Source organism: Bradyrhizobium sp. CCBAU 25338, assembly GCF_028128965.1.
In the GTDB taxonomy this organism is placed as follows: Bacteria; Pseudomonadota; Alphaproteobacteria; order Rhizobiales; family Xanthobacteraceae; genus Bradyrhizobium; species Bradyrhizobium liaoningense.
On the sequence record NZ_LFKY01000032.1, the window covers coordinates 113,980 to 140,427 of the forward strand.

The following is a 26,448-nucleotide window of genomic DNA, read 5'->3' on the forward strand; positions in this document are numbered from 1 at the left end:
GGCTAGCCGCCGCGAAGCGCGGCTTCGATGGTCTTGCCGAGTGCATCGAGCTGAAACGGCTTTTGCAGCGACGGCCGGTCGCGGTATTGTTCGGGCAGGCCGGAAGAGCCGTAACCGGTGGCGAAGATGAACGGGCAGCCCTTCGCCATGATGACATCGGCCACTGGCGAGATGACCTTGCCGTTGACGTTAACGTCCAGAATGGCGAGGTCGAACTCGGTGGATTGCGCAAGCCGCATGGCCTCGGTGATGTCGCCCGCTTCGGCGGCAACCTTGTAGCCGAGCTCCTCCAGCATGTCCGCGACCATCATTCTGATCATGACCTCGTCCTCGACGAGGAAAACAGAGCGGCCCGAAAGCCCTGTCGCAGTCATAGGTGAGTCCTTGCCCATTCTCGTGAACGTTCGCAGATAACGATAGGGGACGCAATGCGCGTTTCGGCGAACGCAAACCCGCAAACGGCTTAGCGCTTTGAAAGCCCGGTTGTGGTCAAATGATGCGCCGAAAGGCTATCATGAGTTCCTGAGCCGGAACAAGATTCTCGTCTCGGGTTCTTGCGGTGCAGTACGCGATGCGCCAGACGAGATGAGCAACAGCAGCTATGACGTCCCATCAGCACCCGCCGGAAAAGATGATGTTTCAGCTGACGCTGAGGCGCCGGGGCATCAGCGATCAGGCCGTGCTGAGGACCATGGAAGAGGTGCCGCGCGAGCTTTTCGTCGAGGGCGCCGATCGCGACGGCGCCTATCGTGACAGCGCACTGCCGATCGCCTGCGGGCAGACCATCAGCCAGCCCTTCGTCGTCGCGTACATGACCGAGCAGCTCCAGCTCAAAAAGCAGCACCGGGTGCTCGAAATCGGCACCGGGTCTGGCTACCAGGCTGCCGTGCTGTCGCGGCTCGCCGGCCAGGTGCTGACCGTCGAGCGCTATCGCAAGCTCGCCGACACGGCACGCGCGCGACTCGAAAAGCTCGATTGTCACAATGTCGAGGTGATGCTCGGCGACGGTCTCAATCTGCCTCCCAATATCGGTCCGTTCGATCGCATCATCGTCACCGCCGCGCTGGAGCAGATTCCGGAGAACCTGATCGAGCGGCTGGAGGTCGGGGGTATCCTGATCGCCCCCGTCGGACCGCATCAGGGCGTACAGACGCTGACCCGCTTGACCCGCACCGAAACCGGGATCGAGCGCAAGGAACTCGTCGAGGTCCGCTTCGTGCCGGCACTGCCCGGGGTGGCGCGGGAACTGTAGAACCCGGATCGGCTGTGCCGCCAACACCTTATTGGGAGGGTTAAGCCGTTATTTACTCGGCAGGTGTTTACTTAAAACACCAGTTCTGTTGCGTACGAGTGAGTAACCATGTCCGCTGTCGCCGAGTTGCTTTACTCGCGCCGCGTGCCGCAGGTCGCGGCGCTGGCGCTGATCTCCTTCAGCTTTGCAGGGTGCAGCGCCGACATGTCGTCGCGGCTGTCCCAGACGAATTTCTCCAATCCCTTCGCCTCGGAATCCACGGGATCGGTGCAGCAGGCGCCGCCGCAGCAGCGTGAGCTGCCGCAATATGCGCGCCCGCAGACGCAGTCCGGCCATTATCAGTCGCAGCCCTTGCCGCCGCCGGCAGTGTCCGCGCCGCAATCCTATCCCGTCGCGTCGGGTGGGGGAGTGTCCGGTGGCGGACGCGGCGTCGGCTCCTATGCGCCTCCGGCGCAGCCGCATCTCGAGACCACGGCCACCGTGCCGCCGCGCTCGGTTGCGGCCGCCCAGCCGGCCGGCGGGACCAAGATCATCGTCGGTACCAGCGATACGCTGGACGTGCTGGCCAAGCGCTATCGCGTCACGCCGCAGGCGATCCTTGCCGCCAACGGCTACAAGGGGCCGCGCGCGCTCTCGCCCGGCCAGCAGCTGATCATCCCGCATCCGGCGACGGCCGCTGCGCCGGCGCCCGTGCCGGCGATGGCGCCCGTTGCGGCAGCGCCCGCGGCCAAGCCGGTCGCGGCCATGATTGCGCCGTCGAGCACCCATTTCGTCAATCGCGGCGACACGCTCGCCAGCATTGCCCGGAAGAACCACATCTCAGCGGCTGAACTCGCCCGTGCCAACGGCCTCGATCCGTCTGCAAAACTCAAGCTCGGCACCAGGCTGACTGTGCCCGGTGCCAAGACTGCCGCCGTCGCGGCGCCTGCGGCTCCGGCCACAGCTGCGCCCGTTGCGGGGACGCTCCAGCCCGTCGCGGCTGCTCCCGCGCCTGCCACCAAGATGGCGGCGGCCGCGCCGGTGCAGAGCGCGCGCCTGGCCCAGGCGACAGCCAATGTCGAAGAGAAACCCGCTGAGACGCCGGCGAAGGCCGCGGAGGCCACCGGCGCGCTGCCGACCTTCCGCTGGCCGGTCCGCGGCAAGGTGGTCACGAGCTACGGCGCCAAGACCAATGGCAAGGCCAATGACGGCATCAATCTCGCGGTGCCCGAAGGGACGCCGGTCAAGGCGGCTGAAGACGGCGTCGTCGCCTATTCCGGCAACGAGCTGAAAGGTTACGGCAATCTGGTCCTGGTTCGGCACTCCAACGGCTACGTCACCGCATATGCCCATGCGAGTGAGCTGTTGGTGAAGCGCGGCGACACCATCAAGCGCGGCCAGGTCATTGCCAAGTCGGGTCAATCCGGGGAGGTGGCGTCGCCGCAGCTCCACTTCGAGATCCGCAAGGGATCGAGCCCGGTTGACCCGCTTCAATTCCTGAACGGGGCGTGAGGCGCAGCGCTTCGGTCGGGCACACCCTCGCCAAAAACACGCTGTCATCGTCCGCGAAGGCGGACGATCCAGTATTCCAGAGACGCCAGTTGTTGAGCCGATAAGCCGCGGCGTACTGGATTCCCCGCGTGCGCGGGGAATGACAGTTGTGGGTGAGGTGATAACGAGCCTTACTTCGCCGTCAGCTTCACGCCGAGCCGTCCCGCCAGCTCCTGCACGAACTGCCAGGCGACGCGGCCCGAGCGCGAGCCGCGCGTCGTGGACCATTCCAGCGCCTCGCGCTCCAGCGCCTCGTCGTCGATCTTGACGCCGAAATGGCTGCAATAGCCGCGCACCATGGCGAGATATTCGTCCTGGCTGCAGCGGTGAAAGCCGAGCCAGAGGCCGAAGCGATCCGACAGCGATACCTTCTCCTCGACCGCTTCGCCCGGATTGATCGCGGTCGAGCGCTCGTTCTCGATCATCTCGCGCGCAAGCAGGTGGCGGCGGTTGGAGGTGGCGTAGAGAATGACGTTCTCGGGCCGGCCCTCGATGCCGCCTTCGAGCACGGCCTTGAGCGACTTGTAGGAGGCATCGTTGCCGTCGAAGGAGAGGTCGTCGCAGAACACGATGAAGCGGAAGGACGAGGCCCGCAGCTGCTCCATCAGCGCGGGGAGGCTCTCGATGTCCTCGCGGTGGATCTCGATCAGCTTCAGCCGGTCGGCCGGTTTGCGCTCCGCGTTGATGCTGGCATGTGCTGCCTTCACCAGCGACGACTTGCCCATGCCCCGCGCACCCCAGAGCAGGGCGTTATTGGCCGGCAGGCCATTGGCGAAGCGCTCGGTGTTCTCCATCAGGATGTCGCGCATCCGATCGACGCCCTTCAGCAGGAACAGCTCGACGCGGCTGACCCGCGGCACGGCCGCAAGGCGCCCGTCGGGATGCCAGACATAGGCATCTGCCCGTTCGAACGATTCGCGCTCGACGGCCGGCATGCCCTGGGCGGAGAGGTGCGCCGCGATCGTCTCCAGCGCGCGGACGATCCGCTCCTGGGAGAGGTCTGGGGCTGTCTTGGCGATGGCTTTGGAGGCTGCCGTGGGGCGTTTTGCCGCGACGCGGGCGGGCTTGCTGGCAGGGGGGCGGGGGCCTTTGCCGGCCGGGCTTTTGCTAAGGTTTTTGGGCATGTCCGAAGTTCCTGAGAACGCAGCCTTATCGGGCCTCGCGGCGCGCCGCAAGGTGGCCCAAAAGGGCGGTCTGGCAGCGTTGCAATTGGGACAATGGCCGCTATAGTCCGCGCGAATTTGACCGAACCGGTCGCCTTTGAGGGCCTGACCGGCTTTCCCCCGTTCTCACGAGGATCGTCCGAATGCTGATTACCCCTGCGTATGCCCAGGCCGCGGGCGCCGGCGACACCAACAGCATGTTGATGTCGCTGCTGCCGTTCGCCCTGATCTTCGTGATCATGTACTTCCTGATTCTGCGTCCGCAGCAGAAGAAGGTCCGCGACCACGCCGAGCTCGTGAAGAACATCCGCCGCGGCGACACCGTCGTGACCTCGGGAGGCCTCGTCGGCAAGGTCACCAAGGTCGTCGATGACGACCAGATCGAGTTCGAGATTTCCGACGGCGTGCGCGTGCGGCAGATGCGCCAGATGATCTCCGGCGTGCGAGCCAAGGGCGAGCCGGCGAAAGAGAGCTCGAAGGAAAGCGCCAAGGACGACACCGCGGCGAAGTGAGCGCTCGCGCGAGTCTCTCAAGTCTCCTGATCTGACAGGTCCAGTCGATGTTGTATTTCACGCGGTGGAAGGCGCTGGGGATTATCCTGACGGCGCTGATCGTGTGCCTCTGCGCGGTCCCCAACTTCTTCCCCGAGGCGCAGGTCAAGACCTGGCCCGCCTGGGCGCAGCGCAGGCTCGTGCTCGGCCTCGACCTCCAGGGCGGCTCCTATCTGCTGCTCGAGGTCGATTCCAACTACGTGAAGAAGGAGCGGCTCGACCAGGTCCGCGACGACGTTCGCCGGACGCTACGCGATGCCAAGATCGGCTTCACCGGCGGCGTCACCGTGCGCAACGACGCGGTCGAGGTTCGGATCACCAAGGAATCCGATGCGCAGGCCGCACTCGCCAAGCTGCGGGAGCTGTCCCAGCCGTTGGGCGGGCTGATGGGATCCAGCGGCCAGCGTGACCTCGAAGTGACCGATGCCGGCGGCGGTGTGATCCGCCTGAGCATCCCGCAGGCTGCGATGCTCGACCGCATGCGCAAGACCATCGAGCAGTCGATCCAGATCGTCGAACGCCGCGTCAACGAGCTCGGCACCGTCGAGCCCGTGATCCAGCGCCAGGGCAATGACCGCATCCTGGTGCAGGTCCCGGGTCTCCAGGACCCGACGCGCCTGAAGGAATTGCTGGGCAAGACCGCGAAGATGGAATTCCGCATGGTCGACACCTCCGTGCCGCCGGATCAGGCGCAGCAGGGCAGGTTGCCGCCGGAATCCGAACTCCTGATGAGCGCGTCGCCGCCGCCGACGCCTTACGTGGTCAAGAAGCAGGTGCTGGTCGCAGGCGGCGACCTGACCGACGCCCAGGCGACCTTCGACCAGCGCACGGGCGAGCCGGTGGTCAGCTTCAAGTTCAATACGTCGGGCGCCCGCAAGTTCTCGCAGGCCACGACCGAGAACGTCGGCCTGCCCTTCGCGATCGTGCTCGACAACAAGGTGATCTCGGCGCCCGTGATCCGCGAGCCGATCACCGGTGGCCAGGGCCAGATCTCCGGCAATTTCACCGTGCAATCGGCCAACGACCTCGCCATCCTGCTGCGCGCCGGCGCGCTGCCGGCGCCGCTCACGGTGGTCGAGGAGCGCACCGTCGGTCCGGGCCTCGGCCAGGATTCGATCGAGAAGGGCGAGCTTGCGGCCTATGTCGGCTCGATCCTCGTCATCGTCTTCATGCTGTTGACCTATCGCCTGTTCGGCGTGTTCGCCAACATCGCGGTGGCCATCAACGTCGCGATGATCTTCGGCCTGCTGTCGCTGCTCAATGCCACGCTGACCTTGCCCGGCATCGCCGGCATCGTGCTCACCGTCGGCATTGCGGTCGACTCCAACGTGCTGATCTACGAGCGCATCCGCGAGGAGCTGCGCGGCGGCCGCAACGCGATCTCGGCCATCGACGCCGGCTTCAAGCGGGCGCTCGCAACCATCCTCGATTCCAACATCACCACCTTCATTGCCGCCGCGGTGCTGTTTTACATCGGCACCGGCCCGGTGCGCGGCTTTGCCGTGACGCTCGGCATCGGCATCATCACCACGGTGTTCACCGCCTTCACCATGACTCGGCTGATCGTCGCCTGGTGGGTGCGGTGGAAGCGGCCGCAGAGCGTGCCGATCTAGGAGCCTGATCGTGACTCACACCGTTCTCATCGGGCTCGGCGTCCTCATTGCCATTCTCACCGTGGTCTCGGTGTTCGGCTGGCTGCCGTCGCTCCGCATCGTCCCTGACGATACGCATTTCGACTTCACGCGCTTCCGCCGCATTAGCTTCCCGATCTCGGCCGCGCTGTCGATCCTCGCGATCGTGTTATTCTTCACCCATGGCCTGAATTTCGGCATCGACTTCCGCGGCGGCACGCTGCTGGAAGTCAAGGCGAAGTCGGGCGCCGCCGACATCGCGGCGATGCGCACGACGCTGGATGCTCTGCGTCTCGGCGAGGTCCAGCTCCAGCAGTTTGGCGGACCCGAGAACGTCCTGATCCGCGTCGCGGAGCAGCCGGGTGGCGACGCCGCCCAGCAGGAGGCCGTGCAGAAGGTTCGCGCCGCGCTCGGCGATTCCGTCGAATATCGCCGCGTCGAGGTGGTCGGCCCGCGCGTCTCAGGCGAATTGCTGGCTTACGGCATGCTCGGCCTGATGCTCGCGATCCTGGGCATCTTGATCTATCTCTGGTTCCGCTTCGAATGGCAGTTCGCGCTCGGCGCCATGATCGCGAACGTGCATGACATCGTGCTGACCATCGGCTTCATGTCGATCAGCCAGGTCGATTTCGACCTGACCAGCATCGCCGCACTGCTGACGATCTTGGGCTATTCGCTCAACGATACCGTCGTCATCTACGATCGTATCCGCGAAATGCTGCGGCGCTACAAGAAGATGCCAATGCCGCAGCTTCTCAACGAGTCCATCAACTCGACGCTCTCGCGCTCGATCATCACGCACTTCACGGTGACGCTGGCGCTGCTCGCGCTGCTGTTGTTCGGCGGGCACGCGATCCATAGCTTTACCGCCGTGATGATGTTCGGCGTGGTGCTGGTCGGCACCTACACCTCGATCTTCATTGCGGCCCCGATCCTGATCTACCTCGGCGTCGGCGAGCATCGCGAAGATGCGCCCGATACGGCTACGCCGGCGAAGAAAAGCAAGGCATGATCCGAACCTCGCGCCCTCGCAGGAGTTTGCGAGGGCAGTAAGCCCATTCGGACGAAGCTCATGGCCGGCGATCCCAATGCTCCGCATTTCCCGCGCTCGGCGCCGATCGATGCCTATGGCAAGGGCGGCTTCGCCTTTGCCGGCATGTCGCATCGGGGCTCGCTGCTCTGCCTGCCGGACGCGATCTGGGCCTGGGACGTGACGGACCCCCAGAAGATCGACCGCTATTCGCTGGATCGGGTCTTCACGGCGGCCAACAGCATCGACACGCTCCTGGTCGGCACCGGAACCGGGCTGTGGTTGCCCCCGCCGGAGCTCCGTCAGGCGCTTAAGGCGGTGAGGGTGGTGCTGGACACGATGCAGACCGGACCCGCCGTACGCACCTATAACATCATGATCGGCGAACGGCGGCGGGTCGCCGCTGCGCTGATCGCCGTGCCATGAGCAGCCCTGCGCCGCCGCCCGATTCCGTTGCCTTCTGCGCCGATCTGGTGCGCAGCCATGACTTTCCGCGTTACGCCGCGACCCTGTTTGCGCCGGCCGCCGAGCGCCGTGCGTTGCTGGCCCTGTATGCCTTCAACGTCGAGATCGTCCGCGTCCGCGACCAGGTGAGCCAGCCCTTGCCCGGCGAGATCCGCCTGCAATGGTGGACCGACATGCTGTCGGGTCATGTCCATGGCAGCGCCGAGGGCAATCCGGTGGCAGCCGAGCTGCTCCGCGCAATCCGTGATTTCAACCTGCCGGTCGAGCCGCTGTCGCTGCTTGCCGACGAGCACCAGTTCGATCTCTACAACGACCCGATGCCGACCATGGCCGCGCTGGAAGGCTATCTGGCCGCGACCTCATCGGCGCTGTTCGGTCTGGCGGCGCAGGTTTTGGGACCGCCGTCGGAGGCGGTCGATCATCTCGCCCGCCATGCCGGGCTGGCGCAGGGCATCGTGCAGGTCATCGCCAACTTGCCGCGCGATGCCGCGCATCGGCAGTTGTTCCTGCCGCAGCAGCTGATGGAGAGGCACAATTGCAGCATCGAGGATGTCTTCTCCGGCAAGGAGACACCCAATCTCCATGCGGTGCTGGAGCAGCTTGCGGGTGAGGCCCGGCAGCATCTGACGACGGCTTCGTCGCTGCTGGCGCAGGTGGCGCCGTCCATGCGGCCGGCGTTTCTGCCGCTGAGCCAGGCGCAGGCCGATCTCAAGCGCCTGTCGCGTCCGGGACGCAACCCGTTTACGCTGCAGCCATCGTCGCGGCTGCGCACGCTCTGGACATTGTGGCGCGCCTCGCGATCGCGTGAATTTACCAAATAGCGGCTGGCTTATCGCCTGAGCCGGCCAAATGCTCTATGCTGTCCTATGGCTGACTTATCCCGAAGCACGTCCGATCTCAGCGGCTTTCCGGTCGCACCAAGCGACATTCTTGCGGCCGCCGAGACCATCCGCGGCGCCGTCGTCGAGACGCCCTGCAGCCATAGCCGGACACTGAGCAGTATTTGCGGCTGCGACATCTGGCTGAAATTCGAGAACCTCCAGTTCACCTCCTCGTTCAAGGAGCGCGGCGCGCTCAACCGGCTCACCGCGCTGACGCCGGAAGAGCGCGTGCGGGGCGTGATCGCTATGTCCGCGGGCAACCACGCGCAAGGCGTCGCCTACCACGCCAAGCGGCTCGGCATTCCCGCCACCATCGTGATGCCGATCGGCACGCCCATGGTGAAGATCGAGAACACCAGGCATCACGGCGCCGAGGTGGTGGTCACGGGCGCGACGCTGGAAGAGGCCGCCGCCTTTGCGCGCAGCCACGGTGAAGCGCGCGGCATGATCTTCGTCCACCCTTACGACGATCCGCTTGTCATCGCGGGGCAGGGCACGATCGGGCTGGAAATGCTGAAGGCCGTACCGGATCTCGACACGCTGGTCGTTCCGATCGGCGGCGGCGGGTTGATCAGCGGTATCGCCATTGCCGCGAAATCGATCAAGCCGTCGCTGCGGATATTGGGCGTCGAGGCCTGGCTGTATCCCTCGATGTACAACGCCATCCATGACGGCAATCTGCCGGCGCGCGGCGACACGCTGGCCGAAGGCATCGCCGTGAAATCGCCGGGGAAGATCACCACCGAAATCGTCCGTCGTCTCGTCGACGACATCGCGCTGGTCAACGAAGCCGAGCTCGAGCGTGCGGTCGCAACCCTGATTTCGATCGAGAAGACGGTGGTCGAAGGGGCCGGCGCCGCGTGCCTCGCCGCGCTGATGTCCGATCCGTCCCGCTTTGCCGGCCAGAAGGTCGGCCTGGTGCTGAGCGGAGGCAATATCGACACGCGGCTGATTGCCTCCGTCCTCACCCGAGAGCTGGCGCGCGAGGGGCGGCTGACGCAGTTGTCGCTCGATATTCCTGATCGCCCCGGGCAGCTTGCCGCCGTGGCCGCGCTGCTGGCCGAAGCCGGCGCCAACATCATCGAGGTCTCGCATCAGCGGACCTTCTCGGATCTTCCGGCCAAGGCGACGCTGCTGCAGCTGGTCATCGAGACCCGCGACAGCGCGCATCTCGACGAGGTGATGGCGAGATTGAGCGCATCCGGACTGAGCGCGCGCTGCACCTGAGCGGTGCGCGGGCGTGCCGCTATCGCGCCGCCAGAGCCGCGAGGTGACCGATCAGCCGATCGATCTCGGCTTCGGTGTTGTAATAGTGCGGTGATGCCCGCACGAGCGGCGGCAGCGAGCGGAGCTCGGCATCGATGCGGGTACTTGATGGATCCGACGCGCCGATCGTGATGCCGGCGGCAGCGGCGCTGCCCACGATGGCGTCCGCCTCATACCCGTCCATCGTGAAGCTGACGATGGCGCCCGGCGCGCAGCCGAGGTCGCGAATGGCGAGGCCGCGGACGGACGCAAGGCCGCCCCGAAGGCGATCCGCCAGCAGACGGCAGCGCTGCTCGATGGGACCCATGCCGATATCGAGTGCATAGTCGACGGCAGCGCCGAGCCCGAGCCGGGCCGCATAATTGTTCTCCCAGGTCTCGAAACGGCGTGCATCGTCGCGGAGCCGATATTCATCCCGCGAGACCCAGGGCGCCGCGAAATGGTCGATCATCGGTGGTTCGAGCTGTTGCAATAGCGCCCGGCGCACGTAGAGAAAGCCGGTGCCGCGCGGGCCGCGTAGGAACTTGCGCCCCGTGGCCGACAGCATGTCGCAGCCGATCGCCTCGACGTCGACGGCCATTTGACCGACCGCCTGACAGGCGTCGAGCAGGTAGGGAATACCATGTGCCCGCGCGATCTTGCCGATCGCCGCGGCGGGATTGATCAGCCCGCCATTGGTCGGAACCCAGGTGATGGCGATCAGCTTCGTGCGCTCATCGATCATGCGTTCGAGCGCGTGCACGTCGAGTTCGCCGCTGGCATCGCTAGGCACGACATCGATCGTCGCGCCGGTTCGCTTCGCGACCTGAAGAAAGGCGACATAATTGGCAGCGTATTCCGCCTCGGCCGTCAGGATGCGGTCTCCCTTGCGGAAGGGAAGCGCATAGAACGCCATCTGCCAGGCAACCGTCGCGTTCTCCACCAGGGCGATCTCGTCAGGTGCGGCATTGAGCAGGCGCGCCACCGAGCCATACACCGCGTCGAGCCGATCGGACTCGCGGTCGGCGGCGGCATAGCCGCCAATTTCGCTTTCCAGGTCGATATGTCCCTTCACGGCCGCGACGACTGGCGCCGGCATCAGAGCTGCACCCGCATTGTGCAGGTATGCGAGCCGGGAGGCGGCAGGCGTGTCGGCACGTATCCGGTCGATGTCGATCACTTACGCCTCCGCTTCTCGCGATCTTCGTGCATGAATTAGACGCGTCGAGGACTGCGAGCAAGACGGCGCAGTCTTGGCTCAGATGCAGAGGCTGAGCAGCTTGATGTGGCAGGTGCTGGATTTGGGCTTGGTTGCGGGCGCCGCCTCACGCTTCACGGCAACCAGCGGCTCCTTGTCCTTCTTGCCCTTACCCTTGCCCTTCGGCTCGTAATCGCCGGCGATCACCATGGCCCAATAAGTGCGCCTGCCGTTGGCATTCTTGGCGCTGGCAATGCCGACGCGGGAGGCGTTGTGCAGCAGGAGGTTCTTGCGGTGCCCGGACGAGTCGATCCACTGTCCCAGCGTCTTCTCGAAATTGTCGTAGCCGTAGGCGATGTTCTCGGCGGCGCGGCCCGCGCCCGCCGGCGCGACACGGCGGTTGAAGGGCCCGAGCGCATCGTGACTGAGGTCGTCCTTCGCCGCCATAGCGCGGGCCTGATCCATGGCGATGCGGTCGAGGGTTGAATCGCGAACGACGCGGGCCTCACCATGCTTGAGACGGAAGCCCGAGATCAGCTCGGCCGGTGAGTCAGCCATCGCGGGCGCGCCTGCCAGCAGCAGAAGGCCAGCGATCATCCCGCCAACCACACGATGCATCATGGTCCCCCGAGTGCCCATAATCCTTGCCAGCCCTTCGCTATCCAAGCGTTTCTCTATCGCCAATGTGGACGCTTCAAGGCACGCCGCAATGCTAGCTCGCCGGCAGCTTCGCCTCGAAATTGAAGCGGTCGCGCAGGTTCTTGCGCTGCTCCAGGATATCCTTGAGGAAGGCACGGTCCTGCTCGTTCTTCATCATCGGCTCGATCAGGTCGAGCTGGTTCATTGCGACCAGTTGCAGGACCTCGGTGCGCGGCGCGCCGCTGGCGTTGCGCGGCAAGGCGTGCACGATCTGGATGTGCTCGGGCGGCTTCGGTCCCTTGGCGGCGGCAAGCTCGCTGCGGAGCTGGCCTTCGAGCGCGGCCTGATCGGCTTCGACGAAGGCATAGAGCCCGACGCCGGAGCGGCGGTCGGCAAAGGCGACGATGGCGGTGTCGCGCACGGCAGGATTCCGGCGGATCAGCTCGGCGAGCACCGGCGCGTCGTTGACGAGCCGGCGGCCGCCGCCCTCGCGGTCGGTGAAGTTGAACAGGCCGCGGGTGATGGCGCGATAGACCTTCTTGCCGGTGGCGAGCCACAGGCGCGCGGCGAACGACTTCTTCGCCAGGATCTTCCGCTCCCGCGGCGTCAGCGCCTCCGGCGCGTAGGAGCGCTTGTGCTTCAGCAGATGCCGCAGGTCTTCATAGGCGAGAATGCGATACAGCCGGCCGCGACCGTTGAAGCACGCGGCAAGCTGAAAATCGGTCACGTAGGCGCGGCCGTCGCGGCCGACCAGCCAGTTCTGCTCCTTGGCGAGATCGTTGTGGCAGATACCGGCGCGACGCAGCCGGCGCAGCGCGGCCTTGGCCGAGCGGAAATAGGCGAGATCGCCATGCGGCTTTGCCAGATGCAGCGCGACGCCGTCGACGAAGCCGCGCACCAGCGCGCGGCGTCCGGCCCACAGCAGCTCGGGACCGACGTTGAGGCCTTTGGCGCGCACCAGCGCATGCTTCTCGCGGGCGAACAGATGGCGTGCCAGCAGAAACGACCACCATGGCACCTCGTCGAGCCGGCGCAGCACCGCGTCGGTCTCGCCGCTCTCGGTGCGGAAGCGGCCGCGCTCGACGGTCGAGAACACGTCGCGCTTGAGCAGCACGCCTTCGGTCCAGCGCGCCGACAGCTCTGCGGCGTCGTCTTTGGGGAGGCTCATCGAAAACTCATGCGGCAGCGGCAATGCGCAGGTGATCGGCGATCCAGCGATCGAGATCGGCGAGCGCCCGTGCGCTGAGCGCCTGCTTCTTGGCCACCGTCTTCTCGTTGCCGCGCAATCGCGTGCCATCGGGCTTCTTCGTCGGTGCGGTCGCGAGCGGCGGGAACAGGCCGAAATTGATGTTCATCGGCTGGAACGACCGTGTGCCCGGCTCGATGGTCTCGATATGGCCGCCGGTGATGTGGCCGAGCAGCGATCCGAGCGCGGTCGTGCCAGGCGGACTGACAAGCGTCTCGCCGCGTGCGTGCGCTGCTGCATAGAGACCGGCGATCAAGCCGACGCTGGCGGATTCCACATAGCCCTCGCAACCCGTCATCTGGCCGGCAAAGCGTAGCCGCGGCTGTGCGCGCAGCCGCAACTGGCCGTCGAGCAGCTTCGGCGAATTCAGGAAGGTGTTGCGATGCAGACCGCCGAGTCGGGCGAACTCGGCCTTCTCCAGACCGGGAATGGTGCGGAAGATGCGCTGCTGCTCGCCGTACTTCAATTTCGTCTGGAAGCCGACGATGTTGTAGAGCGTGCCGAGCTTGTTGTCCTGACGGAGCTGCACGATCGCATAAGCCTTCGTGGCGGGATCGTGCGGATTGGTGAGGCCGACGGGCTTCATGGGGCCATGGCGCAGCGTCTCGGGGCCGCGCTCCGCCATCACCTCGATCGGCAGGCAGCCGTCGAAATAGGGCGTGTTGGTCTCCCATTCCTTGAATTCGGTTTTCTCGCCGGCCATCAGCGCGGCGACGAAGCTGTCATACTGCTCCTTTGTCATCGGGCAGTTGATGTAGTCGGCGCCATTGCCGCCGGGGCCGACCTTGTCGTAGCGCGACTGGAACCAGGCCACCGACATGTCGATGGACTCGCGGTGCACGATTGGCGCGATGGCGTCGAAGAACGCGAGCGCGTTCTCGTCGGTGAGTTCGCGAATGGCTTCGGCCAGCGGCGCGGAGGTGAGGGGGCCGGTGGCAACGATGACGTTGCTCCAGTCGGCCGGCGGCAGGCCCGCGACTTCGCCACGGGCGATCTCGATCAGGGGATGGTCTTTCAGCGCCTTGGTGACGGCCGCCGAGAAGCCGTCGCGGTCCACCGCGAGTGCGCCGCCGGCGGGCACCTGGTTGGCATCGGCCGCACGCATGATCAGCGAGTCGAGCCGGCGCATCTCCGCATGCAGGAGGCCGACGGCGTTGTTGGCGGCGTCGTCCGAGCGGAACGAGTTGGAGCAGACGAGCTCAGCAAGTCCATCGGTGCGGTGCGCCTCGGTCATGCGGGTTGGCCGCATCTCGTGCAGCACCACGGGCACGCCGGATTTCGCCACCTGCCAAGCAGCCTCTGAACCGGCAAGGCCGGCGCCGATCACGTGGACGATGTTGGATTGGGGTCCTGTCATGGGGCGGACAGGTAGCGCTTTTCGGCGGAGAGTGGAATCGCCGAGATCGAGTTTTCTGCCACCAGATACGACAACGCCCGCACGAGGCGGGCGCTATCGGGTCGTCCGGTTGGGGCTGAGGTTATCAGCCCTGATACTGACCGGCGGCAACGCGCGGGATGTCCGAGCGATCGAGGCCGATATCGGCCAATTCGCGATCGCTGAGCTGAGACAGCTCGGCAACATTGCGCTGATAGTCCCGGAAGGCCTGGATCATGCGGATGAGCGAGAGCAGCATTGGTAGTCTCCTGTAGTTCGATTCAGCTCTTGCCCGAGCCTCATCGTTGAAGTGGATATAGATGGGAGTAGTGCAGTGCGAAAGTTCCTATGTTGCGATGCAGCTAAGCGCAGAGTGCATAGCGCCTGTAACGAACGATTAACCCGAGGGCGCTCCCGCCCAAGCAGCGGGCACAGTCTCGGGCGACGAGCAACAAATGTCCGTGAATTCACGGACTTATGGCGGCAGCGTGAGCTGGATGCGCCAGGAGAATATGTTGCGTTTCCTGCACCCGCCAAGGACCCGAACTAGCTACTGAACCCAAGTCACACATGCGCGATTCGCATGTGTCAGGAACAAAAGATATGAATTTATATTCATTCATATCTGTTGTTGGATCCGCTTGGATGCTTGTTGCTTTCGACCCGTAAATGCCCTGCGCCTGAGTGCACGCTTTGCGTGCAGTCTTCATTACGGGGCTGTCATGAAGATTAGAATTTCCGCATGCCGCTCTGCGCCATGCGCAGCATCACGCATTTCTCGCGGAGAATTTATTGCGACAAGTTGACGCGCCGAGATGAAAGTCGTGCCGCAGAATCCGGCAATGTCGCTGGTCTGTGCAAGGACAAGAAGGAAGGTAACGTCATGTCGAAGTTACTCGGGGTTATCGCAATTGCTACCGTCGCGTTCGCCGTTGCGCCGGCTGAGGCCGGCAAGCACGCCGCGGTCGGCTGCAGCGGGACGAATCTGGAGAAGACGGAGACCGCGATCGAGAACATGGCCGACGGCGACAGCAAGTTCGTCGCGCAGAAGGAAATCACGGCGGCGCAGGACGCGCTGCTCAACGGCAAGATGGGTGTGTGCGGTGCGCATCTGAGCAAGGCGATGCAGGCCACCATGTCCAAATAGAAACGTTGAGAAGTCAGCGCATCAAAGAGGGGGCCGATCGCCGCGCGGTCGGCCCTTACTCGCTTGTCCGAGGGCCCAAAGCATGATCCGGAAAGTGCACAGCGGTTTCCGAAAAGATCATGCTTAAACAACAACCTAAAGCGCGATGACGATTCATCCTGATCGCATCGCGCTTTAAGGAGCGCGCGCCAGCTGGGTGGCGAAATAGGCGATGGTCTTGGAATAGACCTCGCTCTTGTTCCATTGCTGAAGCACGGCGAAGTTGGGACTGCCCGGCTGCCAATCCTTGCCTCGTTGCCAGCCATAGCCGGCGAGATAGTTGGCGGTGGAGGCGAGCACGTCGGGCGCGTTATGCAGGAGATCGCGCTTGCCATTGCCGTCGAAATCGACGGCATATTTCATCCAGGATGACGGCATGAACTGGGTCTGGCCGAGCTCGCCAGCCCAGGCGCCCTTCATGTCGGCTGGGGCGAGATCGCCGCGCTGGACGATGCGCAGCGCGTCCATCAGCTCGGCGCGAAACTGCTCGGAGCGGCGGCAGTCATAGGCAAGCGTTGCCAGCGAGCGGATCGTCGCGAACTTGCCGGTGTTGACGCCGAAATCGGTCTCCAAACCCCAGATCGCAACCAGGATCTCGCCGGGCACCCCATAGGCCTGCTCGATGCGCGACAGTACCGAGCCGTATTGCTTCATCATGTTGGAGCCGCGCTGCATGCGCGGCGGCACCATGCGGCCGGAAAACTCCTCGAAGGACTGGGTGAAGACCTTTTGCGAGCGGTCGCGGTTGAGGACGCTCTGATCGAGCGTCACGCCGGCAAGCCCGGTGGTGATGGCCTGCTGCGAGATGCCTTTCGCCGCAGCGTCAGTTTTGAAATCCGCAAGCCAGGCGTCGAAATTGCCCGAGCCGCAGGCAACAGCAGCGAGCGCGGGCTGGGCTGACAGGATTGAAGCGGAGAGGGCGAAGGCTGCGAGAGCGAGACGAGAAATCGTCGGGGTCATTCGAGCAAATGAATTCCGTGAAGCGATCTGACCGGTGGGCACAATCTCGGTCGGAACCGCGGCCAAAGCAAGGCGCACGACAGGATGCGATCCTGCCCGACCCGGGGCAGGATCGCACGTCACGATATCGTCAGGCGTCGGTCCGATTGCGCCAGGGGAAGAGGTTGGCCGGGAAGTCGGCGGCCGGCTTGCGCGGACGATGCGGCGGGGGCGGCACCGGGCGTGCCCCGGGCTCCGAGACGATCACCTTGCGGTAGAGGTGCCACGTGGCATGCCCGAGCAGCGGGATCACCACGGCAAGGCCGAGGAAGGCCGGTATTGTGCCGAGCGCGAGCAGCACCGCCACAATGAAGCCCCACGCCGCCATCGGCACGGGGTTTCTTGCGACGACCCGCAGCGACGTCACCATCGACTCGAATGCGCCGGCATGACGGTCCAGCATCAAGGGGAACGACACGACGCTGATACAGAGCGCGGCGAGCGCGAATAGGAAGCCGGTGCCGCAGCCAACCGCGATCAGCCACCAACCTTGCTGAGTCGTCAGCACGCGCGTCACGAAGTCCGAGAGTCCGGTCACGCCCTCGTAGCCGAACGCTGCGATGTAGATCGCCTGCGCGGTCGCGACCCAAGTGACGAGCAGGGCGAGCAGCAACGTGCCGAGGCCCAGCATCGCACCGAACGAAGGCGAGCGCAGCACCTCCAGGGCATCCCAGGCGCTGGCCGGTTCATAGCGCTCGCGCCGGCTGGAGAGCTCGTAAAGTCCGAGCGCCGCGAAGGGGCCAATCAGCGCGAAACCGGCAGCCAGTGGAAACAACAGCGGCAACACCGAATAGCCCATCACCACGCGGGCGAGCACGAGGCCGAGCACCGGGTAGATCAGGCACAGGATGATGGCGTGGCTCGGAACGGCCTTGAAGTCTTCCCAGCCGCGCCTGAGCGCATCCTGCAGATCGGACAGTCGGATGGTTCGGATCACTGGTCCAGCCGCATCCGCGGGCTGGCCCATCGTAGGAACATTGCCCTGGTAGAGTGTGGCCATGGTCGCTAGCTCCCTTGCCAGGCGGCCAAGACCGGCGCCGGCAAACGGCGCAAGCGGCCGCCATTCTCTGAAATCTCGCGATCCCGACCACACGCGAATTCCGGCTGGCATCGCGAGCTGAACGCCAACCATACTCTCAAGTCCAAGTCCTGTCCCTCACGCTGGGGTAAAATTCGATGTCGCGGCGCAACCACAACGACGTCATTCTGTCGTCATTTCGCCGCAGATAAGCTGATGCTGCTGTTAGCTTGCGGAACTTCGCGGGCGCAGCGCGGCAACTTCGTCTATAAGTGCCACTCAAGGCCCTTCCAACGGATTCCTTTTCGGGGAGCAGACATGAGCATTTTCGGGAAAATCATGAGCGCGATCTTCGGCAGCGAGCCGGCCTCCGCCGCGCCCGCCGGTGGCGCAGCTTCGCCCGGCGCGTCCGCAGGCGCGCCAGGCGCTTCGGCGCCGGCCGCCGCGCCCATGGCGGCCGTCGACGTGGCGGCGATCGTCGACAAGGCCGCGGCCGCACACAAGGGCGAAAAGCTGGAATGGCGGACCTCGATCGTCGACCTCATGAAGGCGCTCGACATCGATTCCAGCCTCGCTGCGCGCAAGGATCTCGCCAAGGAGCTCGGCTACGGCGGCGACATGAACGACTCGGCCAGCATGAACGTCTGGCTGCACAAGCAGGTGATGTCCAAGCTCGCAGCCAACGGCGGCAAGCTGCCGCCGGAGATCAAGCACTGACCCGCCCCGGGTCGTGCCGGAGGGGCCCGCGATCTCGCGGGCCCTTTTGCACTCAGGCGACCAGATCCGCATCCTCCGGATGCTTGTCGAGATAGTCGACGACGAAGCCGCAGCCGGCGATCACCTTCCTGCCGTCGCGCCGGATCAAGTCCAGCGCGCCCTTGACCAGCTCGGAGCCGATGCCGCGGCCGCGCAGCGCGCGCGGCGTCTCGGTATGGGTGATGATGACGGCGGACGGCGTCAGCCGGTAATTGGCGAAGGCGATGTCGCTGCCGACATCGAGCTCGAAGCGGCTCCTGTCCTTGTTGTCGCGTACCGATGCCGCCATAAGGGATCCTTCCGAAATGCAGATTGCCTCCTGATCTAGGAGGCCAATTCCGCCCTTGCCAAGGTGAGACCAAGGCAGATTGGCGCAGAGGAGATATCCGCAAATGCGCCGCGGTGACCGCAGTGCAGTATGGAAGTCGCGCCCTGCGAGCATGGCGCGGCGACCGCAAATATTCCTCGATACGACTCTTGCAAGCCGAAGTTCGGTTCCCACGTCCTGGAAAGGACATACGCCCGAATGCGGCCGGCAGGGTCGCCAGATATTCGGAGTGTCGTGATCGCCAGCCGCAGACGTATGCCTCTTTTGCAGGAGGGTACGATGTCGGACTCTGGTTTCTTGAAGACTCATCGAACATGGGAAGACTGGTGCGGGATGCTGCTCGGCGCGGCGATCGTGGCTTCGCCGTGGTTTCCCGTCCAGGATCAGGCGATCGCCGGACACCAGACGGCCATCCTCAACACCGTCGCGATCGGTCTGATCGTGTTCGGCCTCAGCCAGCTCGAGTACGTGGCCTTGCAGCGGTGGCAAGAGGTGACGACAATCCTGGTCGGGCTGTGGCTCATCGCCTCGCCTTACGTGATCGGTTACTCCGCTGACGGCTTCCTCCGCATCTATCACACGACCCTCGGTGCGGTGGTGGTGCTGCTCGGCATACTCCAGCTGTGGCAGGACTGGGGTCAGACTGACCAGGACTTGCTCAAGCATGGGCAATAGGCCCTAGATATTGGAAGGCCCGCCGGCCACGGGGGGCGGGCCTGTGCACTCATGTCGTTACGAGATCTGCATAGTCCGGGTGCTTGTCGATCCACGCCTTCACGAACGGGCATTGTGGGATCAGATTCAATCCGGCGGCGCGGACTTGGTCGAGTGCGCCTTGTACCAGCTTCGAGCCAATGCCCTTGCCACCAAGTTCCTTCGGCACGTCCGTATGCTCGAACGTGATCACGTTTCCATCGAGCTTGTAATGCTCGGTCGCAAGATGGCCTTCCACCGCGAGCTCGTAGCGGTGTTGGGCCTTGTTGTCGATGACGTCGCTCATGTCGTGGCCCCTCCAGCTGCCAGCCTCGCACACGAGACCGTAACGCGCGGTCGGGTCGGCAGGTTTCCGATGTTGCGGTCGTTCGGTTCAATCGGTCGCTTTGGCCAGCCTGGAATCCTCGGGCTGCGGCGGCTGGCGGAGGCAACCCTGGCAGATGACCAGGGAGCGGTTGACCTTGGCGTCCTGCTCGGCCTCGATGCCGTCCTGCGCCTGCCACCATTCCTTCGAATAGGGCTGAATGCCGGCTTGCGACTTGTTGCGCTCGGAGTGGGCAGCGGTACGCGTTGGTTGTGAAGCAGCGCGCGGCCGGTTGGGATCCTCGCCGGCGCCATCCCAGGCGTAACGCGCAGGCTTGAAGGCGGGATCGGAAGCCAGATGCGCCTGTGGCGCAACGGCACATCCGGCGAGCGCCAGCGTGAGCAGGATGGCGGCGGGCGCTTTGATCATGGAATGCACTCTGTACGCGGAGACGGATGAAGCGTGCGCCGATCATGTTTAAAATTCCCTGAACAATTGCGGTTGTGGCTGCGACCAACGCCAATGCGATCTCTGATCCTCCTGCTCACCTTGCTCGTGACCTGCGCGCGCGCCGACGACGCAAAGCCATTCAATCCGGCCGACTATCCATCGGACGTGCAGAAGGCGCTGCGCTACGCCAATGAGGAATGCGACAGCCAGGAGGGCGGCGAGGTGACCTTCGCGCCAAACACCGTGCGCAAGATTGACCTCACCGGCGATGGCCGCGAGGACTACATCGTCGATTTTCAGGACACCAAATGCGGCGATCGCGAAACGACCTATTGCGGAACCGGCGGCTGCGTCATGAAGATCCTGGTGACGCTGCCGCACGGGAGCGTGCGCGAGGTGTTTGGCGGCTATGTCCTCCGCTACGAGATCATGGCGCCGCCGGCGAAGCGCGGCGCCGCGCGCACCGTCCGCTTCGATCTGCACGGCAGCTTCTGCGGCGGCTTCGGTGCGCAGGCCTGCTGGAAGGCGAAGGCCATTACGGCGACGCCGTTTGCGTTCAAGCAGCCGTAGAGCTGGTCCGCGGCCGCTGGCCTTGCAGGGGCGCCGGCGATGGCGATAAATGGGCGGCAATGAGCGGGCGGCTTGTGCGCTGTCCGTCGTCGAAGAGGAAGCCCGATGCAGCCCCTGCGCATGTCCCGCCGCGTCATGAATCTCGCCTACATGCTGACCCAGAATGCGCGGCGGCATGGATCGCGCCCCGGCTTCGTCTGGGGTGACAAATCCTGGACCTGGCGCGAGATCGATGCACAGGTCTCGGCGCTGGCCGCGGCGCTCGCCGCACGCGGCATTGCCAGGGGCGACCGCATCCTCGTCCATTCCAAGAACGGCGAGGAGATGTTCGTCTCGATGTTCGCCGCGTTCCGGCTCGGCGCGGTCTGGGTGCCCACCAACTTCCGCCTGATGCCGGACGAGGTCACTTATCTCGCGCAGGCCTCCGGCGCCAAGGCGTTCCTGTGCCATGTCGATTTCCCCGAGCACGCGGCGGCGGTGAAGGGCGGCGCACTCGAATTCAACTGGAGCATCGACGGCAAGGCGCCATTCGCGGATATGTCGGTTGCCGAGGCCATGGCCTCGCGGGCAGGAACGGCAGTCGAGAACGTCGCCGTCGAACACGACGATCCCTGCTGGTTCTTCTTCACCTCCGGCACCACCGGTCGTTCCAAGGCGGCCGTGCTCACCCATGGCCAGATGGGGTTCGTCGTCACCAATCATCTCGCCGATCTGACGCCAGGTGTGACGGAGCAGGATGCCTCGCTGGTGGTAGCACCGCTGTCGCACGGCGCCGGCGTGCACCAGCTGATGCAAACCGCGCGCGGCGCATGCACGGTGCTGCTGCCGACCGAAAAATTCGACATCAACGAGGCGTTCCGCCTGATCGAGGCGCATCGCGTCAGCAATCTCTTCACGGTGCCGACGATCCTCAAGATGATGGTCGAGCATCCCGCCGCCGACAAATACGATCATTCCTCGCTGCGTCAGGTGATCTATGCCGGCGCGCCAATGTATCGCGAGGACCAGAAGGCGGCGCTGAAGAAGCTCGGCAAGGTCATCGTGCAGTATTTCGGCCTTGGCGAGGTCACCGGCAACATCACCGTGCTGCCGGCCGCGCTGCACGATCCCGAGGACGGCCCGCATGCAAAGATCGGCACCTGTGGCTTCGAGCGCACCGGCATGCAGGTTTCGATCCAGGACGACGAGGGACGGGAGCTTGCCCCGAACCAGAGCGGCGAGATCTGCGTGATCGGGCCTGCGGTGTTCGCCGGCTATTACGACAACCCCGAAGCCAATGCCAAGGCGTTCCGCAACGGCTGGTTCCGCACCGGCGATCTCGGCCACATGGACGAGGAGGGATTCGTCTACATCACGGGACGTGCCTCCGACATGTACATCTCCGGCGGCTCCAACATCTATCCGCGCGAGATCGAGGAGAAGATCCTGACGCATCCCGCGATCGGCGAAGTCGCCGTGCTCGGCGTGCCCGATGCGACCTGGGGCGAGGTCGGAATAGCTGTCTGCGTTGCGCGCGAAGGCGCGAAGCCAGTGAGCGAAGCGGAGATGGCGGCGTTCCTCTCGCCAAAAGTGCCGCGCTACAAAATGCCGAAGCGGTTTTTCTTCTGGGAGGCGCTGCCCAAATCCGGCTACGGCAAGGTGCCGAAGCGGATGGTGCGCGACGAGCTCGAGGCGCGCGGGCTGCTCGATCTCGACAAGATCAAGGCCAGCTGAGCAGGCGTCATGCGCAGCATCAAGCAGCCGGGCCCGCCCGTCGCCGAACGCATTCAATGGGTGGAGGCGAGGGGGCGCGCCTTTTCCTTCACGCTTCAGGCGGGACTGCCGCTGCTGGAAGCTGCACGGCGCGGATTTGCGGCAGAGGGATTTGCCGGCGGCGTGCTCAATTTCGGCCGCTGTGCGCTCGAACCGTTCGCCTATGTCATGCCGGCGCTGTCGAAGACCGGCGAGAACGCGGCATTCTACAGCGAGACATATCGGCCCGAAGGCGTGACGCGCACGAAGCTTGGCAGCATGACGCTGGGCGTGCGGGACGGCGCACCGTTCTTTCATTGCCATGGGCTCTGGACCGAGGCCGACGGCAAGGCAAGCGGCGGCCACATGCTGCCGGACGAGACCGTTGTGGCCGAGCCCTTCGAGGTCGAGGCGTTCGGCATCGATGGCGCGATGTTCACTGCCGAACCCGATCCGGAGACCAATTTCAAGCTGTTCGGGCCCGTCGCGGTCGCGAGCACCGGCGCCCGCACGACGAGCCGAAGCTTCGCATTGCGGCTGCGGCCCAATCAGGATTTTGCCGGCGGCCTCGAGGACTTCTGCCGTGCACATGGCATCGCGCGTGCGAAAATTCACGGCGGCGTCGGCTCGACAATCGGCGCGCGTTTCACCCATGGCGGCATCACCGAGCCCTTTGCCACCGAGCTGGCGATCACGGCCGGCGCGATCGCGCCCGGCGCTTCCGGCCAACTGCAGGCCGCGCTCGATGTTGCATTGATCGATTACACCGGCGGCATCGCCGAGGGCCGCCTGATCCGCGGCGACAATCCCGTGCTGATGACCATGGAGCTGGTGCTGGAGGCGTTGGCGTAGCTGGTCAGGCCTGGGCGGGCGGGGCAGATATCGCTTTGCAATTCTTATGTTCCTGTTATGTTCTAGCGGAGGTTTCAGGGGTGGGCAATGGCACGAAAAGGCAATCGGACGATCAATCTGCCTGCGCCTTATCTGAAGCGGGTCTGGCTCGATCCGTCGCAAGTTCACGATCGCGAGGCCTATCCGTTTTGCCTGCCCATCTTCCCCGATGACTTCGAGCTCAACTTCGACGCGGCCATCACCATCATCGTGGGAGAGAACGGCACCGGGAAGTCGACGATCCTCGAGGGCATCGCAGCGCTCGCCGGCTATGACGATGCCGGTGGCGGCAAGGGCTACATGCCGGTCGATCATTCCGAAGCACGCGAGAAGATGGGCGGCCAACTCTCGAAGGCGCTGCGCGCAAGCTGGCTGCCGAAGATCACCAATGGCTGGTTCTTCCGTGCGGAGAGTTTTTTCTCGGTTGCGCGATATCTGGACAAGGCGGCACGGGATGCCGGCTAGGCCGGTCCCGATTTCCTCTCGCACTCCCACGGTGAAGGCTTCCTGCGCTTCTTCGAAGAACGCTGCCAACGCCAGGGCATCTTCATCTTCGACGAGCCGGAATCGGCGCTGTCGCCGGCGCGCCAGATCGAATTCCTGAAGCTGCTGCGCCGCATGGAAGAGTCCCGCATCTGCCAGGTGATCATGGCAACGCATTCGCCGGTGCTGATGGCCTATCCCAATGCGCGGCTGCTGCGGCTCGGGAAATACGGCCTGGAGCCGACCACGGTGGAGCAGACCGATCATTACCGGGTGATGCGGGAGTTTTGTGCCGATCCACGCGGGTTCGTGGAGGCGACGCTGGCGGAGTAGGGGCGCACCCGACGCCCACACTCGTGTCCCGGACAAGCCGCAACGCGTGAGCGTTGCGGCGCAGAGCCGGGACCCAGGAGTCCGCGCGTCGTGCTGCTGCATGGGCCCCGGCTCAGCAGCGCACCGCCGAAGGGGCGCTGCGCTGCGTCCGGGGCACGAGAGCCCGAATTTCTCTAGCATTGCTACCCGCATTATACGCGCGGCTTCGCATTCTCGCGGCACACCGTGTCCGAGCTTTGCGTTGATCGCCGCCCTCAAGAGTGCCGAGGGCGCAGGGAAGGCCGGGTGCCGGCTGGCACCCGCGGTCCGCTGTGCGCGTAATGCGCTGGAAGTGATGCACAGCGGCATACAGGTGAAGCCAAACATCCGGCCTTCCCTGCGCAGTGGTTTTACGGCTTATGTCGTGATCTCCTCGGGGAGCGATGCACTATTGCCCCCGTCGCCTTGCGGATGGTTGACGATGCGAACCCGGTCGGGCCGCAACGTCACCACAAGCCTTGGCGCACAGACCCCGGGCGCCAGGACCACACGATTTTGCCGTACGCTGGCTGCGCCCGTCGTGTGCGCGTCTCGTCTGCCCACGGAGTGACCCGTCCTGCAAACCGCCTGCGCGCGACGCTGCCTGCGTCCACCACATTCCCATCCCGCGTTCGTGACGATCGCGATCCGCCCCTCGGCCCGGGCTGGGATGGCCAAAACATGCGACAATTCCGAATTCGAGTAAAGCGAATTTTTTCCGTTTGCAGGCGTTGACCGTGTTCTGGCGTGTTTTGCCCGTCAGGCAACGCAACGGATGGTGTGATAGTGGGAGCGCGCCGCCACAGCCGCGCCACGAACCGGTCTCCCCACCGTCCAAAAATGCGCTACGATGCTCCCAGCGCGCTTCAAGTCGCGCAGGATCAAATGAGGAAACGACATGAGGATGACGATGGGACCGGCGATCGCCGGGGTCGCGGCGCTGGCGGTGGCGGGGATGGCGCTGACAACGGCGTTCGAGCCGGTCTGGGCGCACGGGCCGACGCGGCAGAAGGTGAGGGAATCCATCGAGATCAACGCTGCCCCGGCCAAGGTATGGGCGGTGATCGGCAATTTCCAGGACATGAGCTGGCTTCCACCCGTCACCAAGACCACGGGCGAGAAGGGCAACGAGATCGGCGCGACGCGGACGCTGACGCTGACGGGCGGCGCAACGGTCGAGGAGGAGCTCTACAAATACGAGCCCGACATGCTGAGCTATTCGTACCGGATCACCAAGGTCGACGTGAAGGTGCTGCCGGTGACCAACTATTCCTCGACGCTGACGGTGTCGCCCGCGCCTGATGGCAAGGCGAAGCTGGAATGGGCCGGCGCGTTCTATCGCGGCTATCCCAACAACGATCCGCCGCCGGAGCTGAGCGACGAGGCCGCCAGGACCGCGGTGAGCGGGCTGTACAAGGCCGGGCTCGAGGCGCTCAAGAAGAAGATCGAGAGCGGAAGCTGACAGTGCGGGCGCTGGTTCTGGCGGCGCTCGCCGCCAGCCTTTGCCTCGTCGGTCCCGGCGGCACGTTCGCCGAGGAGGCGTTCGTCACCAACCAGCTCAGCGAAGACTTGATGGTCGTGGACCTCACGACGTCGCGCAGCGTTGTGACCATTCCGATCGGCGGCAAGCCGGCCGGTGTCGCCGTCAGCGCCGACGGGCGCTTTGCCTATGTGACGAGTCCCGAGGCCAAGGCGGTGACGGTGGTGGACGCGGCCGCGCGGCAAGTCGCGGCGCGGATCGTGGTCGGCGGCGGGCCGCTCGGCATTGCCGTCGCGCCCGATGGCCGCACCGTCTATGTCGCCGACTGGTATGCCGCCGCGGTGCGGGTGATCGATACGGCTTCGCGCAGCGTCACGGCCAGCATCGCGGTCGGGACCTCGCCATCGGGCCTCGCCGTGACGCCGGATGGCAAGCTGCTGCTCTCGGCGGACCGCGACGACGACAGCGTCTCGGTGGTGGACACCGCGATGCGCCAGCGCAGGGCCATGATCAACGTCGGCACCCGCCCGTTCGGCGTCACCATCGATGCCGACGGAACACGCGCCTACACCGCCAATGTCGGCTCCGACGATGTCTCGGTCATCGATATCGCGGAGGCTCGCGAAATCGGCCGTGTGCCGGTCGGGATGCGCCCCTATGCGGTGGCGCTGACGGCGGGCCGCGGTTTCGTCACCGACCAATATGGCGGCACCGTCAGCGTGTTCGACCTCGCGAGCCTGAAGCCGATCAAGCGCATCACTGTCGGCGACTATCCCGAAGGCATCGCGGTAACCGCCGACGGCAAGCGCATCATCGTCGCCTGCTGGGAGAGCAACACGCTCAATATCATCGATGCCAGCGAGCTGAAGGTGATCGGCGAGATCAAGACCGGCGATGGCCCGCGCGCATTCGGGGCGTTCTTGCGCAGGACGGAGTAGTTCGCCAAAACCCGCGGCCGCTATCCAACGACGACGTTGCATG

Annotated in this window: 28 protein-coding genes and 1 pseudogene; 17 read left to right on the plus strand and 12 right to left on the minus strand. The window is 64.9% G+C overall.

Annotated elements, in window-relative coordinates:
• Positions 1 to 2: 2 nt before the first annotated feature.
• Positions 3 to 374: a response regulator gene (locus ACM42_RS12630; protein WP_271528223.1), complete on the minus strand. Its 372-nt coding sequence runs from the start codon at positions 372 to 374 to the stop codon at positions 3 to 5.
• Positions 375 to 601: 227 nt separating this feature from the next.
• Between ACM42_RS12630 and ACM42_RS12635 the strand changes: the two genes are divergently transcribed.
• Together ACM42_RS12635 and ACM42_RS12640 are read left to right on the plus strand one after the other, a co-directional pair.
• Entirely contained in the window at positions 602 to 1,252 is a 651-nt protein-coding gene (locus ACM42_RS12635) for a protein-L-isoaspartate(D-aspartate) O-methyltransferase (protein ID WP_271528224.1), read from the plus strand.
• 108 nt (positions 1,253 to 1,360) lie between these two features.
• Positions 1,361 to 2,743 (plus strand): peptidoglycan DD-metalloendopeptidase family protein, encoded by a 1,383-nt coding sequence (locus ACM42_RS12640; protein ID WP_271528225.1) that lies wholly within the window; start codon positions 1,361 to 1,363, stop codon positions 2,741 to 2,743.
• Positions 2,744 to 2,913: 170 nt separating this feature from the next.
• Here ACM42_RS12640 and ACM42_RS12645 read toward each other — a convergent pair whose 3' ends face one another.
• Positions 2,914 to 3,906, minus strand: coding sequence for an ATP-binding protein (locus ACM42_RS12645; RefSeq protein ID WP_271528226.1), 993 nt, complete (start codon positions 3,904 to 3,906; stop codon positions 2,914 to 2,916).
• 182 nt (positions 3,907 to 4,088) lie between these two features.
• Between ACM42_RS12645 and yajC the strand changes: the two genes are divergently transcribed.
• From yajC to ACM42_RS12675, 6 genes are read left to right on the plus strand one after another with little or no spacing between them, the layout of a single operon-like run.
• Positions 4,089 to 4,457, plus strand: a complete 369-nt coding sequence (gene yajC, locus ACM42_RS12650) for a preprotein translocase subunit YajC (RefSeq protein WP_027576227.1) — start codon at positions 4,089 to 4,091, stop codon at positions 4,455 to 4,457.
• 47 nt (positions 4,458 to 4,504) lie between these two features.
• The gene (secD, locus tag ACM42_RS12655) at positions 4,505 to 6,109 is read left to right on the plus strand and encodes a protein translocase subunit SecD (RefSeq protein ID WP_271528227.1); all 1,605 of its coding nucleotides are present in this window, start codon (positions 4,505 to 4,507) and stop codon (positions 6,107 to 6,109) included.
• A gap of 10 nt (positions 6,110 to 6,119) precedes the next feature.
• Positions 6,120 to 7,139 (plus strand): protein translocase subunit SecF, encoded by a 1,020-nt coding sequence (secF, locus tag ACM42_RS12660; protein ID WP_271528228.1) that lies wholly within the window; start codon positions 6,120 to 6,122, stop codon positions 7,137 to 7,139.
• A gap of 60 nt (positions 7,140 to 7,199) precedes the next feature.
• Positions 7,200 to 7,583, plus strand: coding sequence for an Mth938-like domain-containing protein (locus ACM42_RS12665; RefSeq protein ID WP_061881784.1), 384 nt, complete (start codon positions 7,200 to 7,202; stop codon positions 7,581 to 7,583).
• Complete coding sequence (locus ACM42_RS12670; protein WP_271528230.1) at positions 7,580 to 8,443, plus strand: phytoene/squalene synthase family protein; 864 nt, start codon at positions 7,580 to 7,582, stop codon at positions 8,441 to 8,443. The genes ACM42_RS12665 and ACM42_RS12670 overlap by 4 nt, the downstream gene beginning before the upstream one ends.
• A 45-nt stretch (positions 8,444 to 8,488) precedes the next feature.
• Positions 8,489 to 9,730 carry a threonine ammonia-lyase gene (locus ACM42_RS12675; RefSeq protein ID WP_028179507.1) on the plus strand — a complete coding sequence of 414 codons (1,242 nt, stop codon included), beginning with the start codon at positions 8,489 to 8,491 and terminating at the stop codon, positions 9,728 to 9,730.
• 19 nt (positions 9,731 to 9,749) lie between these two features.
• Here ACM42_RS12675 and ACM42_RS12680 read toward each other — a convergent pair whose 3' ends face one another.
• The 5 genes from ACM42_RS12680 to ACM42_RS12700 form a co-directional block, all read right to left on the minus strand.
• Positions 9,750 to 10,928 (minus strand): aminotransferase class V-fold PLP-dependent enzyme, encoded by a 1,179-nt coding sequence (locus ACM42_RS12680; RefSeq protein ID WP_271528231.1) that lies wholly within the window; start codon positions 10,926 to 10,928, stop codon positions 9,750 to 9,752.
• Between the two features lie 78 nt (positions 10,929 to 11,006).
• Entirely contained in the window at positions 11,007 to 11,564 is a 558-nt protein-coding gene (locus ACM42_RS12685) for a CAP domain-containing protein (RefSeq protein ID WP_271528232.1), read from the minus strand.
• 94 nt (positions 11,565 to 11,658) lie between these two features.
• On the minus strand, positions 11,659 to 12,753 hold the full coding sequence (locus tag ACM42_RS12690) for an AMP-binding enzyme (protein ID WP_271528233.1): 1,095 nt from the start codon (positions 12,751 to 12,753) through the stop codon (positions 11,659 to 11,661).
• Between the two features lie 7 nt (positions 12,754 to 12,760).
• Positions 12,761 to 14,188 (minus strand): methylenetetrahydrofolate--tRNA-(uracil(54)-C(5))-methyltransferase (FADH(2)-oxidizing) TrmFO, encoded by a 1,428-nt coding sequence (gene trmFO, locus ACM42_RS12695; protein ID WP_271528234.1) that lies wholly within the window; start codon positions 14,186 to 14,188, stop codon positions 12,761 to 12,763.
• 124 nt (positions 14,189 to 14,312) lie between these two features.
• On the minus strand, positions 14,313 to 14,465 hold the full coding sequence (locus ACM42_RS12700) for a DUF1127 domain-containing protein (RefSeq protein ID WP_007590701.1): 153 nt from the start codon (positions 14,463 to 14,465) through the stop codon (positions 14,313 to 14,315).
• 624 nt (positions 14,466 to 15,089) lie between these two features.
• Here ACM42_RS12700 and ACM42_RS12705 point away from each other — a divergent pair.
• Positions 15,090 to 15,353 (plus strand): hypothetical protein, encoded by a 264-nt coding sequence (locus tag ACM42_RS12705; RefSeq protein WP_442868926.1) that lies wholly within the window; start codon positions 15,090 to 15,092, stop codon positions 15,351 to 15,353.
• A gap of 174 nt (positions 15,354 to 15,527) precedes the next feature.
• On the opposite strand, the gene ACM42_RS12710 is transcribed toward ACM42_RS12705, so the two are convergent.
• Both ACM42_RS12710 and ACM42_RS12715 read right to left on the minus strand, forming a co-directional pair.
• Positions 15,528 to 16,352, minus strand: coding sequence for a lytic murein transglycosylase (locus tag ACM42_RS12710; RefSeq protein ID WP_271528236.1), 825 nt, complete (start codon positions 16,350 to 16,352; stop codon positions 15,528 to 15,530).
• A gap of 130 nt (positions 16,353 to 16,482) precedes the next feature.
• The gene (locus tag ACM42_RS12715; protein ID WP_271528237.1) at positions 16,483 to 17,391 is read right to left on the minus strand and encodes a DUF2189 domain-containing protein; all 909 of its coding nucleotides are present in this window, start codon (positions 17,389 to 17,391) and stop codon (positions 16,483 to 16,485) included.
• 336 nt (positions 17,392 to 17,727) lie between these two features.
• Between ACM42_RS12715 and ACM42_RS12720 the strand changes: the two genes are divergently transcribed.
• The gene (locus ACM42_RS12720) at positions 17,728 to 18,126 is read left to right on the plus strand and encodes a DUF3597 domain-containing protein (protein WP_271528238.1); all 399 of its coding nucleotides are present in this window, start codon (positions 17,728 to 17,730) and stop codon (positions 18,124 to 18,126) included.
• Between the two features lie 52 nt (positions 18,127 to 18,178).
• Here ACM42_RS12720 and ACM42_RS12725 read toward each other — a convergent pair whose 3' ends face one another.
• Positions 18,179 to 18,454, minus strand: coding sequence for a GNAT family N-acetyltransferase (locus tag ACM42_RS12725; protein WP_271528239.1), 276 nt, complete (start codon positions 18,452 to 18,454; stop codon positions 18,179 to 18,181).
• A 318-nt stretch (positions 18,455 to 18,772) separates the two neighbouring features.
• Here ACM42_RS12725 and ACM42_RS12730 point away from each other — a divergent pair, with 318 nt between their 5' ends.
• The gene (locus tag ACM42_RS12730; protein WP_271528240.1) at positions 18,773 to 19,168 is read left to right on the plus strand and encodes an SPW repeat protein; all 396 of its coding nucleotides are present in this window, start codon (positions 18,773 to 18,775) and stop codon (positions 19,166 to 19,168) included.
• A 49-nt stretch (positions 19,169 to 19,217) separates the two neighbouring features.
• On the opposite strand, the gene ACM42_RS12735 is transcribed toward ACM42_RS12730, so the two are convergent.
• The gene (locus ACM42_RS12735; RefSeq protein ID WP_271528241.1) at positions 19,218 to 19,493 is read right to left on the minus strand and encodes a GNAT family N-acetyltransferase; all 276 of its coding nucleotides are present in this window, start codon (positions 19,491 to 19,493) and stop codon (positions 19,218 to 19,220) included.
• Positions 19,494 to 19,580: 87 nt separating this feature from the next.
• Entirely contained in the window at positions 19,581 to 19,940 is a 360-nt protein-coding gene (locus tag ACM42_RS12740) for a hypothetical protein (RefSeq protein ID WP_271528242.1), read from the minus strand.
• A gap of 93 nt (positions 19,941 to 20,033) precedes the next feature.
• On the opposite strand from ACM42_RS12740, the gene ACM42_RS12745 reads away from it, so the two are divergent.
• From ACM42_RS12745 to ACM42_RS12770, 6 genes and pseudogenes are all read left to right on the plus strand, one after another.
• Positions 20,034 to 20,531 carry a hypothetical protein gene (locus ACM42_RS12745; RefSeq protein ID WP_271528243.1) on the plus strand — a complete coding sequence of 166 codons (498 nt, stop codon included), beginning with the start codon at positions 20,034 to 20,036 and terminating at the stop codon, positions 20,529 to 20,531.
• A 105-nt stretch (positions 20,532 to 20,636) separates the two neighbouring features.
• Complete coding sequence (locus ACM42_RS12750; RefSeq protein ID WP_271528244.1) at positions 20,637 to 22,244, plus strand: acyl-CoA synthetase; 1,608 nt, start codon at positions 20,637 to 20,639, stop codon at positions 22,242 to 22,244.
• A 9-nt stretch (positions 22,245 to 22,253) separates the two neighbouring features.
• Positions 22,254 to 23,114 (plus strand): PCC domain-containing protein, encoded by an 861-nt coding sequence (locus ACM42_RS12755; RefSeq protein WP_271528245.1) that lies wholly within the window; start codon positions 22,254 to 22,256, stop codon positions 23,112 to 23,114.
• 87 nt (positions 23,115 to 23,201) lie between these two features.
• Positions 23,202 to 23,969, plus strand: a pseudogene (locus tag ACM42_RS12760) (AAA family ATPase).
• 916 nt (positions 23,970 to 24,885) lie between these two features.
• The gene (locus ACM42_RS12765) at positions 24,886 to 25,449 is read left to right on the plus strand and encodes an SRPBCC family protein (protein ID WP_271528246.1); all 564 of its coding nucleotides are present in this window, start codon (positions 24,886 to 24,888) and stop codon (positions 25,447 to 25,449) included.
• 2 nt (positions 25,450 to 25,451) lie between these two features.
• On the plus strand, positions 25,452 to 26,405 hold the full coding sequence (locus tag ACM42_RS12770) for a YVTN family beta-propeller repeat protein (protein ID WP_271528247.1): 954 nt from the start codon (positions 25,452 to 25,454) through the stop codon (positions 26,403 to 26,405).
• Positions 26,406 to 26,448 lie beyond the last annotated feature (43 nt).

Coding starts and splice junctions, on each gene's coding strand:
- ACM42_RS12630 (WP_271528223.1), bottom strand. CDS start 374: ATGACTGCGACAGGGCTTTCGGGCCGCTCTGTTTTCCTCGTCGAGGAC.
- ACM42_RS12635 (WP_271528224.1), top strand. CDS start 602: ATGACGTCCCATCAGCACCCGCCGGAAAAGATGATGTTTCAGCTGACG.
- ACM42_RS12640 (WP_271528225.1), top strand. CDS start 1,361: ATGTCCGCTGTCGCCGAGTTGCTTTACTCGCGCCGCGTGCCGCAGGTC.
- ACM42_RS12645 (WP_271528226.1), bottom strand. CDS start 3,906: ATGCCCAAAAACCTTAGCAAAAGCCCGGCCGGCAAAGGCCCCCGCCCC.
- yajC (WP_027576227.1), top strand. CDS start 4,089: ATGCTGATTACCCCTGCGTATGCCCAGGCCGCGGGCGCCGGCGACACC.
- secD (WP_271528227.1), top strand. CDS start 4,505: ATGTTGTATTTCACGCGGTGGAAGGCGCTGGGGATTATCCTGACGGCG.
- ACM42_RS12665 (WP_061881784.1), top strand. CDS start 7,200: ATGGCCGGCGATCCCAATGCTCCGCATTTCCCGCGCTCGGCGCCGATC.
- ACM42_RS12670 (WP_271528230.1), top strand. CDS start 7,580: ATGAGCAGCCCTGCGCCGCCGCCCGATTCCGTTGCCTTCTGCGCCGAT.
- ACM42_RS12675 (WP_028179507.1), top strand. CDS start 8,489: ATGGCTGACTTATCCCGAAGCACGTCCGATCTCAGCGGCTTTCCGGTC.
- ACM42_RS12685 (WP_271528232.1), bottom strand. CDS start 11,564: ATGCATCGTGTGGTTGGCGGGATGATCGCTGGCCTTCTGCTGCTGGCA.
- ACM42_RS12690 (WP_271528233.1), bottom strand. CDS start 12,753: ATGAGCCTCCCCAAAGACGACGCCGCAGAGCTGTCGGCGCGCTGGACC.
- trmFO (WP_271528234.1), bottom strand. CDS start 14,188: ATGACAGGACCCCAATCCAACATCGTCCACGTGATCGGCGCCGGCCTT.
- ACM42_RS12700 (WP_007590701.1), bottom strand. CDS start 14,465: ATGCTGCTCTCGCTCATCCGCATGATCCAGGCCTTCCGGGACTATCAG.
- ACM42_RS12705 (WP_442868926.1), top strand. CDS start 15,090: ATGTCGAAGTTACTCGGGGTTATCGCAATTGCTACCGTCGCGTTCGCC.
- ACM42_RS12710 (WP_271528236.1), bottom strand. CDS start 16,352: ATGACCCCGACGATTTCTCGTCTCGCTCTCGCAGCCTTCGCCCTCTCC.
- ACM42_RS12715 (WP_271528237.1), bottom strand. CDS start 17,391: ATGGCCACACTCTACCAGGGCAATGTTCCTACGATGGGCCAGCCCGCG.
- ACM42_RS12720 (WP_271528238.1), top strand. CDS start 17,728: ATGAGCATTTTCGGGAAAATCATGAGCGCGATCTTCGGCAGCGAGCCG.
- ACM42_RS12725 (WP_271528239.1), bottom strand. CDS start 18,454: ATGGCGGCATCGGTACGCGACAACAAGGACAGGAGCCGCTTCGAGCTC.
- ACM42_RS12730 (WP_271528240.1), top strand. CDS start 18,773: ATGTCGGACTCTGGTTTCTTGAAGACTCATCGAACATGGGAAGACTGG.
- ACM42_RS12735 (WP_271528241.1), bottom strand. CDS start 19,493: ATGAGCGACGTCATCGACAACAAGGCCCAACACCGCTACGAGCTCGCG.
- ACM42_RS12740 (WP_271528242.1), bottom strand. CDS start 19,940: ATGATCAAAGCGCCCGCCGCCATCCTGCTCACGCTGGCGCTCGCCGGA.
- ACM42_RS12745 (WP_271528243.1), top strand. CDS start 20,034: ATGCGATCTCTGATCCTCCTGCTCACCTTGCTCGTGACCTGCGCGCGC.
- ACM42_RS12750 (WP_271528244.1), top strand. CDS start 20,637: ATGCAGCCCCTGCGCATGTCCCGCCGCGTCATGAATCTCGCCTACATG.
- ACM42_RS12755 (WP_271528245.1), top strand. CDS start 22,254: ATGCGCAGCATCAAGCAGCCGGGCCCGCCCGTCGCCGAACGCATTCAA.
- ACM42_RS12765 (WP_271528246.1), top strand. CDS start 24,886: ATGAGGATGACGATGGGACCGGCGATCGCCGGGGTCGCGGCGCTGGCG.